This window comes from Bacillota bacterium, assembly GCA_030705925.1.
GTDB lineage: Bacteria > Bacillota > Clostridia > Oscillospirales > Feifaniaceae > JAUZPM01.
Genome location: JAUZPM010000068.1, coordinates 1 through 11,426 on the forward strand (window position 1 = coordinate 1; position 11,426 = coordinate 11,426).

Annotated in this window: 8 protein-coding genes; all 8 read right to left on the bottom strand. The window is 40.1% G+C overall.

The features are described 5' to 3' along the window. Positions 1 to 177: 177 nt before the first annotated feature. On the bottom strand, positions 178 to 1,818 hold the full coding sequence (locus Q8865_09570) for a glycoside hydrolase family 127 protein (GenBank protein MDP4153668.1): 1,641 nt from the start codon (positions 1,816 to 1,818) through the stop codon (positions 178 to 180). Between the two features lie 292 nt (positions 1,819 to 2,110). Continuing rightward, entirely contained in the window at positions 2,111 to 4,000 is a 1,890-nt protein-coding gene (locus Q8865_09575) for a trypsin-like peptidase domain-containing protein (protein MDP4153669.1), read from the bottom strand. A 329-nt stretch (positions 4,001 to 4,329) separates the two neighbouring features. Then, positions 4,330 to 4,716: a DUF805 domain-containing protein gene (locus Q8865_09580; protein ID MDP4153670.1), complete on the bottom strand. Its 387-nt coding sequence runs from the start codon at positions 4,714 to 4,716 to the stop codon at positions 4,330 to 4,332. Positions 4,717 to 4,881: 165 nt separating this feature from the next. After that, the gene (locus Q8865_09585) at positions 4,882 to 7,779 is read right to left on the bottom strand and encodes a methyl-accepting chemotaxis protein (GenBank protein MDP4153671.1); all 2,898 of its coding nucleotides are present in this window, start codon (positions 7,777 to 7,779) and stop codon (positions 4,882 to 4,884) included. Between the two features lie 994 nt (positions 7,780 to 8,773). Further along, positions 8,774 to 9,205 (bottom strand): hypothetical protein, encoded by a 432-nt coding sequence (locus Q8865_09590; GenBank protein ID MDP4153672.1) that lies wholly within the window; start codon positions 9,203 to 9,205, stop codon positions 8,774 to 8,776. 67 nt (positions 9,206 to 9,272) lie between these two features. Then, positions 9,273 to 9,863, bottom strand: a complete 591-nt coding sequence (locus Q8865_09595; GenBank protein MDP4153673.1) for an S-layer homology domain-containing protein — start codon at positions 9,861 to 9,863, stop codon at positions 9,273 to 9,275. Between the two features lie 32 nt (positions 9,864 to 9,895). Continuing rightward, positions 9,896 to 10,921, bottom strand: a complete 1,026-nt coding sequence (locus Q8865_09600) for a hypothetical protein (protein MDP4153674.1) — start codon at positions 10,919 to 10,921, stop codon at positions 9,896 to 9,898. 251 nt (positions 10,922 to 11,172) lie between these two features. Then, the coding region (locus Q8865_09605; GenBank protein ID MDP4153675.1) for a hypothetical protein at positions 11,173 to 11,426 on the bottom strand (254 nt) is incomplete at its 5' end.

Here is an 11,426-nt window from a genome sequence, read left to right on the forward strand (position 1 = left end):
ATCGGGCTTTAAAAGAATATTAGATTTTATATCTTCAAAATCAAGCTTATCGCCGGTGACCGTTAATTCGCACCAGCCTCTTAATCGCTCCATTTCAAGGACCCCTTTGATGTATGTTGATGACCAAGTTTACTCAAAAACGGCAAAAAACCGGAGTTTATCTCCGGTTTTCTTAGTTTAAAACAGTATTTGTATCTTAGTTTCCAAAAGTTCTTCTTTTGAAAGGCGAAATGCCTCGTAAACAGGTTTCAGCGTCAGCCCTTCATCATTCTTGTACATGGCATGACCGGCCGATTTTAGGCTGTCAAGTGTCCCTAGTCCTACCGACTGCCCAAAAGCGCCGAGCAGCACGAATCCGTGCATATACTTATTCGCACTGATATGGTTTTTTGAGGTCTTGACCGTCAATAGTGGGATCTCAAAAGACAGCTCTATAACTTTATCAGTTGACGGATCGAATTCTACCATCATAAAACTGCCGTTTAATTTTGTTTCTACCGGTTTGCCGGAAATCTTAAGTGAAAGTTTATCCCTTTCAACAAAAGACGGGATAAATAGTTTCATCTGCGCAGATTGGGCAGTCGAGTTTAAGACCTCGAAGAGGACATACCCCTCCTCAGGGTATCTGCTGCTTTGATGCAAAGTGACCGATCCGCCGCCTGTCTCGAACGTAACCGTGTTTGAATTATATCCTGTAACTAAAAGCGTGCCGTCGTCGTCACAAAGATACTGATACCCGATAGCTCGTGATAACCCCTCGCCCCCGCGCATCGTGCAGCACCAGTATGCCTCATACAGTTTTTCATTTTTAGGCTTTAAAAATTCGTTCTTTATGCCGCTGCATGAATCGACACCGAAACCGCCGTTATTTCTTTGCCCAAAACCAAGCGCGTTAAAATATATCTTTTGGGCAATTTCAAGGTATGAGGTTTCGCTTGTAAAACGGAACAGCTCCATCGCCGCGATATAGGAATCTATATGAGCGCATGGTTCTGTCCATTCCGGGCGCTGGAACCAGTTGTAATTAGCAAAATTCTCAGTCATTGCGTTATCAGTATAGATGCTGAAGATCTTCTGCGCGCTCTTCAAAACATCCTTGTCGCCTGTGACTTCGTAAAATCTCAAAAGTCCCCTTGTAGCAGACAGGGTTGCATGTGTCTGAAACTGAAGCGCGTAGACGTCAGCTGTGAGGAACTTTTCTATCATAGCTTCTATCGTTTCCTTGAGAGCTTGGTCTTTAAGTATCTTCAGCGCATGGGTCGCCCCGTCCAGCATTATGAAGGCACAGCCGGTGTCTGTCGAAAGGTGCCATCCGTTTCTTGTATCTTTTACAAGCTCGCCCATTGCCTGACCGTCTTTATTCCTCTGATCGGGGCTGAGCGGATAGATATGATAAAAATCTTTTGTCGGGATTATAAGCTTTTCAGCGATATCTTTTATAACTTTATATGCAAAAGCGTCGCCTGTCCACTCGTAATATTCGCACATGCTGCGTAAAAACCAGCTGTTTCCGGCAAGCTGCTGTTCGTCGACCTCGCCCTTTTCCATGATCTTTCCGAAATAGTTATTGCCATTCAGATGCGCTGGCAATTTATTTAATATCTCATAAAGAAAGCGCGGCGTCCTACGAGTTGTCTTTGAAAGGAGCACAAGCCCGAGTAGCGCCCTGCCCTCCCAGTCGCCCGGCCATGAATATGCGCCTGTTTGGAATACCCCTTTAGTATCGTAAAGATCCGTTTCAAGCCTGTCGAAATTGCGCCAAGCTCTTTCAAGAAGCGCACCCTCTGTATATATGCTGTCTGCCCCTAATGTTTTCACGATATTCACCCCAAAAAAATACAATCTAGTCAAAGCAAAATAAAATCACGTTGTATTTTACCATATCAGTATAACTCAGTATGGTAATATAAATGTAACTTTTGTAATCTCTTATCATTTTAAGGATTTAACGGAATTTTTTGTTGAAATTCCCGATTTAAAATATACGCCATGATGCCTCTGAAAGCAGCATCAATCGTTAAATATATGTGCTAATTATGTAAACCTCAAAAAGCTGATTATAATAAGTAATGTACCGGTTATTGTGCACTGCTTATGGTAACTTAGGCAACTATTTATTCTGTGGCGTCATAGTGAAATATAGAAAATAATTACGTCCTGCCCATGCAGAATCGTCATTTATCTGCTGATAAGTACAGATATAATATCTGCCCGGCTGTAACACATATCCGTCAATATTACGGTAGGGGTGCCCTGCACTATCGGTTTTCTCTACGCCGTCGATATAAGTGGTTGCAGGATCTTTGTCGATGCCCACGTAGAACGAATCTAGTATATATGTATCCCAGCTTACCCCGTAAGCTGAATATGCCAGGTCATCCTGCCACTGATCGCCTGGCTGTGACAGCCCGCCCGCGATAACATTTACATTAACAGGAATAGGCGTGTAAAAACTATATACATCTATGTTATCATAAGTGCTGAAACTGCCGTATATAGTGTCGCCGCTGTTGATTGAATAAATGCTGACTTTATCACTGGAACTCGGTTCATCTACTATACGATTTGCAAAATCCGGATTTTCCTGTAGTGACTTTTTAAATTCGTTTACAAAAACATCCTCATATTTATTTCCGGCTGAAGATGTGTCGACACCTATTACAGAGTCGATCGGGACGGCAAGGTTAAGGTTTTGCCCGGAAACGAAACCTCCGCAGGTTATGCCGACCACTTCTCCGTATTCATTAAGCAGAGCGCCGCCGCTGCTTCCCTCTGATATGGGAGCCGTTATCTGTATGTAAGTCTGCCCGTCGTCCAAAGCCCTCTTGCTATTGCTGACGATGCCATCCGAAATAGAATTCTGTAGTCCCTGCGGGCTTCCGATCGTATAGACCACGTCGCCATTGCTCAAAGATGTCAATTCATGCATTGTAAGGTAAGGAAATGAGCCTTTAAGCTTGCCGCTTTGAGACGTTTTTGAAACACGAATTACAGCGTAATCCCTGTCTTTATCGTAAGCAATTATATTAGTAACACGATACTTCTCGCCTTCAGTCGTTGTAATCACCGCCGCGCTGGTCGACTCGATAACATGGTAATTAGTGACTGCGACGCCATCGGCATTGATGAAAAATCCGCTTCCGGACGCAATAGGTGCATCTGAATTTAAATCGTCAAGCGACTCGTATACCTCAATATAAAATACGGCCGGAGACGCCATTTCGGATATCTGCTTTGCTGTCAGCACTTTACCCGTAGTAGGAGCAGGCGCCGTTGCCGATGAATCGCCGGAAGATTCTTCAGAAGAGGATGTGTCACTACGGCTTAGTTTTACATGTCTTATATTCAAACCTGAAGCAACCGTCTGTTTGACAGCACCCGTATCAGTCAGCGACTGTAAAAGGCTTTTTTCACTGCCTTTGATATTCTCAAGAAGGGCATTATATGAAATCACAACAACGTCTTCACGCAGAAAACTTGTGGTAGCCGCATTGTAATTGCCGTCAGTAAGTCCCAGCGTGTCCGAAAGCTTCCATGCGCAGTTCCACGAAAAATCACCGTTTGAATCACTATATCCGAGCGCCCGTAGAACAAAAGTCAGATACTGTGCGGCACTTACAGCTGTGGAACCGCTGAAAGTGGTCTCCCCCGTTCCGTTTGCAAGACCATGAGCGTAAGCATAACCGACATACGGCGCCGCCCATGAGTCGACATCTGTGAAAGGATAATTCCAGCTTCCGGCTTTGGCGTCATTCTCTTTGCCTAAAAGACGTATGAGCATGGTGACTGCCTCTTGTCTGGTAGGGGCTCTGTCAAGATCATAAAGCGTATTGCCATTTAAATCCGTCCCCGCCCCCTGGAACAGACCAAGCGTTTTTAGCGTATTTGCCGCCTGTACAGCCTCACTGCTTGCGGCAAAGGACACGGGACAGTTGATAAGTATAATCGTCAGCACAATAAAAAGTGATAAAATCCTTCTTTTTGTTTTAAGTTTTATCATTTTGCCATCTCCTATTGACCGGATAACAGAATTTTGACTATATTATAGCAGTAAAATCTTTAAATAGTATTAAAAAATAGTAACATTTATATGAATGTGAAATATCAGCCGAATAGCGAAAGCTATTATAATAATTTTATTATATAAATAATCTAATTTCAATTATTTGCAATATATGGTCAGCATCTTTTATTTTGTGTGGAAATTTTTTCAAGATAAAAAGATTTTAACACAAAAATAGCTGCCGATTTCCCGACAGCCGCAAGATAAAACTAATTAAATTCTATATCTTAACATCACTCATTTTTATACTGAGCCCGCTACGTATTTTAACACGTGTAACCGTAATTGGTATTTTCAGCTGTATCTGCATGTGTGTTCATGCCATATCGATTGGCACCCGGTGTCCCCTGCATACACATCATAATGAAAAAAAAGATCTTTCCTATAACGGGTATAAAGAAGATTAATGCCAAGATACTGGACTTATCGATATCATGAAGCCTTCTAAAAGAAACCGCGATTAACGGACAAGCTATTGCTAAAAGAAGTAAATGAGCGTAGAAAATCATAGTATGGATATGTAATATCTTTCCTAAAGACAAAAAAGCCGCAAAAATTATAGCATTTGTCAAAAAAAACGTCCAGAATTCTCTTCTGCTTGCCCTTCCTTTAAAATTATAATAGTTAACTAGTGCTTTAAAATACCAACTCATTTGCTGTCATCCTTTTTTTCAATATATTACTGTCACCCTTTTTTTCAATATATTATGATTTTCTATTATTGTCAACGAGATGTCCTTATTTTTAATCTAACTTTAATCTTGCTTTAATAAAAAAGCCGGACAGTGCTGATGTCCGGCTTTTTTTATTTTACTAAACTATACTGCTCTTTTTAGTTGGAACTTTGAAACCTGTTTTTTAAGCAGATCAGCCTGTTGGTTTAAAATATCGCTTGCAGAGGCGCTTTCCTCAGAAGTCTCAGAAATGGTCTGGATAACCTGAGAAACCTGCTGAAGCCCCTGGTCTATCTGCGCAATGCCTAGCGCCTGCTCGTTTGAAGCAGTTGATATATCATTTACATATGTTGAAACTTTATCTACCCCTGTTACGATTTTACTAAGAGCATCTGCTGTCTTGTTTGCAATCTCGGTGCCAACACTAACCTTACGAACTGTGCCTTCGATCAGGTCAGTTGTCTCCTTTGCGGCTTCAGCGCTTTTAGCGGCAAGGCTTCTCACTTCTCCGGCAACGACGGCAAAGCCTTTGCCATACTGTCCAGCTCTTGCTGCTTCGACCGCCGCGTTTAAAGCAAGAATATTTGTCTGGAACGCAATATCGTCTATGACCTTAATAATTTTTGAAATATTAGACGATGCCTCGCCTATATCCGACATTGACTGGAGCATGTCGTTCATATTGCTGTTTCCTGACGATGCGCTCTGTTTCACAGTATCAGCAAGTCTATTTGCTTCGACCGCGTCTTCTGCATTTTTTCTTGTCTGAGCCGAAATCTGTGTAACAGACGCCGTAAGTTCTTCAACTGAGCTTGCTTGTTCTGATGCGCCGTCTGAAAGCATCTGGCTTCCCTCTAATACCCGAGTAGAGCCGGCGGCAACCTGCTCAGAAGTCTCTGATATTCTTCCGAGAAGCTCGTTGAGCGAATCAATAATCAAATTGATAGCAATAGGCAGCGCCTGATAGTCGCCGGGAAGATCGGGCATCTTGTCGATGCTGAAATTGCCTTTTGACATTTGGGTAATAGCGTTCGTCACACTTCCGATTATCTTTTTTATACTCTGAAACGTATAATTGTACGCGTTTGAAAGATCCTTGAACTTTCCTTTATAAGACTGCGACAGTGTAATGTCAAGTTTGCCTGTCTGACTAAGCTTTGTCATGTTTTCAGTAACTTCATTGATCGGCATTTCCACTGCGCTAAGAAGGTCGTTAACAGAACTGATAACTGCTGCATAACCGCCATCGAATTTTGTAACATCGCCTCTTATTTTAAGATCTCCGTTGGCAGCCGAATTTGCTATAAGCGTGGTTTCGTCAATCAGCGACTGTATGCTCTCCATCATTTGCGTAAGTGACGGTGTGAGTATATCGTTATTGCTGATTTTACCCATAATCTTATAATTTTCAAGCTCGCTAATATCGCCTTTTGAAATTCCCCTCGCAAGTTCCTCAATCGACGCCAGTCTGTCCTTAACGCTCGTAAGTTTAGAATATACAGTTGCGTAATCGCCTTTTGAATCTTCCGTTATTTCAAAGGTATAGTCGTTTACAGCCATTGCACTGAGAATTCTCATAAAGTCGGTCAGCGGATTTGAAATAGCTTCAAGCGAATTATTGAACCCTTCGACGATCTTTCTGTATCCGCCCTCAAATTTTTCTGCATTTCCACGGGCATTTATGACATTCCCGTTGACGCTTTCGTTTGCAAGGTTATCGACCTCATTGATAAGATCTTGGATTTGAGTCATCATCTTGATAATGGCAGGAGTCATATTATCGTTTTCAGAAAGCTTCCCTGTATTTTTAAGATCACTAAGATCACTGGTATCACCTTTAGATATGCAGTCTACAACATTTTGCAGCATTAAAAGCTTTTTGCAGAGATTGTTTGTTTCGTCTGCCATGTCTTTGAAGATGCCGTTATAGTCGCCATTTACTCTGTCTGTGTAGTCGTTGACAATGACTTTTGCCATGATCCTGCGTACTTCTTCTATCGGCTCTGCAACGCTATCCATCAGCGTATTGATGTCACTTGTGAGCTGTTTCCAGCTGCCCTCATAGACAGATGTGTCAATCCTCTTCGTAAGATCCCCGTCATTTGCCGCGCCTATTATCCTATTGGTGTATTGAACAATTGAGCGGACAGTGTCAGACGTTCTCTTAAGCACCGGAGTTATCTGATCTTCAGCGTCCTCACTTTGATTTATACTTGACATATTGCCTTGAGAAATACCGTCCATAGTGACAAGAACTTTATTCTGAAGCGTGTCAGCAAGTTCATTCATAGCAAGCGACATCTTTCCTATCTCATCTTTTGATTTAACTTTGAGGCGTTTGCCCAAATGGCCTTTTGACAGTTCTTCAATCATTTCAAGTGCATCACGTATCTTATTTGATAGGTAAAAAGAAATCGTAAGGCATATAAACATGCTCAAAACAAATGCTATTAGCATGACGGAATAAAATTTATTTCTTGTGCCGTTTACAACCTTCCCGATCGAGCTCTGATTATTTCCCAAAAAGAACATGCCTATGATCTTGCCAGTGCTGTCTTTTAACGGGATGTAATAACTAAGCGTCTTTGCCCCCGCGACGTTTGCGAAGCCAGCATAATCCTGTGCACCCTTTAAAACCTGCTGAACGACTGCAGCACTCGCCTTTGTACCGGTGGCACGTTTTCCGTTTGCTTTTACGCTTGTACATACACGGACATCATTTAGAAACAGCGTGCAATAATAACCTGTTCTGTTGCTGACGAGATCGACAATGTCGGTGTCGTCGTTGATAAGCTTGCTGCCTTTATATAATTTATCCCCGTCTGCCGTCCATGCACCGGGATATGTAGTATCAAGATAAGTCATAACAAAATTAGACTGAGCCTTTAAGTTGTTTTCCTGATCGATAAGTACAACGTTATTCATGTCTTTGTCTACCATGTACGTAAACGCAAAACACAAAAGCAACACCATCAGCGTTACCGGGATAAACAGTTTCAACGCGATTCCTTTCAGTCTAAAAAATTTTTGCACTCTTTTCATTGTCCGACTCCCTTTCAAAAATTTAATGTTTTTAAAGTATGTTTAAAATTCCGACATTATAGGTTCTGTTGTTATTTATATATATAGAATTTTAAACACATGTTAAGAAAAGACAGCCAGCATATACCTATACCTTCTGTCTTTTAACATTTAATTTTCAGTCATTCTTTATGTTATCACCTCAAATGCAATGCTGCAGTTTTAGCGCTTTCCCAAATACAGAAATTTTTATGTACAATATAATTATCGAAATATATACATATATGTTTAATTAGAATGTTAAATTTTTATTTGTTTTTTACAAGAAATATAAGGGAATTAAGAATAAAATATGTATATATTGACAAATAGTTGTTTATTCATTCTCTCCCTATTCACTAATGTTTTATTGTTAAGAATCCGCAACACAAGATTGATAGAAATAAATCAAAATAGAATGAATGAAAAATAATTAAAGATAATTTTGGGCATAAATTACGAACATTTAAAGAGTAATCGGTCAAACAAAAAGCGTTAATTAATATAATAACCAATATCAATAAAATATATATTGATTTAAAAGTCAAACTTTGATTTTTATAAAAAGTGAATTTATAAATAAATAAAAACACCTCTATAATAAACAGGATTGTGACTATGAACCTTAATCGCCTACTAAGTAAAAGCGCGCTTGGTGGGATTTCCCAGTTGGGTCCCACTTGTGAAAGAGCCAATATTTTAAAACTAGCAATTAGCATTAAAAATAAATTAATATACCTTAACTTTTTCACAAAGTGCCCCCCATCACTGCATAATATTTCTGGATATTAATACCCAGGCAGGAAACGAATTGTATATATTAGTCTGCGCAGTCATAGTATATTAAATAAACATTCGACCGTAATGTACGCCTCCTGCCCATTTTGTAACTGCAATCACTTTAATATTTCTTATGCATCGCGAACCCGTCAACTATTATACTGGCAAATCGATAAAAAGTCTTTGAAAATCTGCGTCATCCATTATTATTGGTTTTTAAAATCTCATGATTTTTCTTTTTCTTTTTTACGTAGAAATAGAGCGCACATAAAATACAAAATACAACTCCGGATATTTGCCCATAGCCAAAAATCAGTAAATAAACCCCTCTGACGTCAATAAAATCTCCTGGAATACGTGGTTTTTGATTTTCAAACCAAGTATAAATCAGTATGTAAGTAAAATTTAGTAAAAATGATATTGCAATAAGAATGTATGATCTATTAAACTTAATAAAATTTAGCAATTTAGCTATCAAGATTACAGTTAAAATAGGCCCAAGAATCCAGGTAAATATAACTATTAGAGGATAATAAAATTCGTGAAAAAATAGCGGCAAAATACATAATATCAAATAACATATAGCGACTAATATATGGGTTACTATAAAATGTAATAGTCCTTTCATAAAAACCTCCGAACTTAAAAATATATGTGTATGGTTTTAGCTCTGCCGATCAATATTCAAATAAGTGTTATTGAACGTTAAATAATCGCTTGATCGTTATGATTGCCTGCTCACGGGTGTAGGGCGAATCTGGCTCAAACCTGCCGCCACCCATGCCGTTCATGACCTTAAGATTGTTTGTTTTATCTGCCGCAGACGAAACATAGCTGATTGCGTCCTTGCCCCAATCGCTGAAAGATGCACTGTCAGTAAAGCTGATTGCATCCCTCTGCGGCTCGGAATAGCCCAATACTTTTGCTGTACGATACAGCATCGCTGCCGCCTCCTGCCGGGTGATATGCCCCGATGAATCGAAAAGTTTGTCGCCCTTACCGTTTACAATACCAAGCGCCGCGACGGCAATGATTTTGCTATCGCTCGTATCATTAAAGAGATATTCATTAACGGTCAGGCTCCTATCTATAAGCACTTTATCAATCGCTTTTCCTGTCTTCTTCTCAATCATATTGACAGCCAGCGTGCAGAATTCTTCACGGGTTATGCTGTAGTTATACCACTGATCGAATCCCTCCGGCATAAGCGATAGCTTATCCGCCTCGCTCACCTCACACTTCGCCCACCCCGCCGGTCTGTCAAGCACATATTTTGTCGTCGGCATCATAGCAGTAAAAGTTCCCGTTCCGCTCGAATCTACGAGCTGAATTGGGTTGTACCTGAATTCAGTATTCTCATTTGCATTCGTGAACTGATCGCCCCATGTCCATACTGACCCGTCTTTTTTTCAAACATTGCTATACAAGAATCCATTGAATCAGCTTTAATCACATCACTGACTCCGCTAACTTTTGTTGGCACTTTAGTTTCAGTTATATATACTTCTGTGGGGATATAGCCGAATTGACCGTACAAGTATACATCTCCATTTCGTTTCACCATAAGATTTGAGGCATTAGTTGAATCGATAACATCATTAATTTCCCCAAGCTGTGATAGAGAATCACCTGTATTAGTATGATCCCATACCCATACAGTACCGTCGTTTTTTATTGCTGCAATATCCCTATTTCCATATCCTCTGATATAATATCCCGATGATACTGCCATTATGTCTTTTAACCCATCAAGTTGTTTGGGATTTAATGAGGCATCCTCGTCAGTCAAATACCAAACAGTGCCATCTGATTTTAGAAATACATCAATAAACCCAGTGGCATAAATACTTACGACATTTTTTAAACTTTTAATTTTAACTGGTGTCAGATTATTGTTTCCCCAAAGCCAGACGGAGCCGTCTTTCTCAAGTGCTAGGCCCTCCAAGAAACCATCACTAATGCCTACTATATCTTTAAGAACTGAAACCTGCACAGGAACATCACTGTCTTTAGTTGTTCCGTTCCCTAACGCGCCAAATGCGTTTCCTCCCATTGCCCAGACAGTTCCGTCCTCTTTGAGAAAAATGGCATGATTGTTAGAAGAATCTACAGATGCCACACCCTCCAAAACTTTTTGGGGAAGAGAATAAAATTTATAAAGTATCTGTCCCCATACGTACGCATTTCCTTTATTATCAATTACAACTGGAAACTTTGAAGCAGATATCGTTTGCCTCTGTATCGAAAGCGGAAAGATGTCTACCGTATCCATTCCTTTCGAAGGAAATTCCGTCAGCATTAACATTATTGGTATAATAAAAATAAGCGAAAAGAATCGTTTCATTTTAAATCTCCTGTCGAGCTTGTTATAAATATTGGTTGGGTCACATGTCTTATCAGTTTTGTTAATTAGTGCCAGTCGTAGGCTTTATATGTTCTAAATATACCAAAAGGGGCAAGATTTGTCAATCATGCCCCTTTACGTTATAGCAAATTAAATAATCGTGGTACATTAGCAAGCTCAGCACCCGAGAACTCAGCTGTCGTCTGCCCGACTCCGAAATATTGTCAACTTTTCCTGAAAACTTCAACCGTTTAGACTCCCTGCACAGTTCCCGGAATATTGCTTTTAAAATCATATTCAATGCCGCATTCCCAGAAACGAATTGTCAAGGACTTTTTCATCAAAAATAAAAGCCCTGCATCTATGAACTGTACCAGTAAAAACGGACATTGAGAAAAAGGACCTCTGGAAAGGTCAAGAAAAACTAGACACAAAGTTAAGCATTTAAGAATTTTGTATTTCAAACTGAACGGGGCTAAGCCAATCCAGAGCAGAATGAATGCGC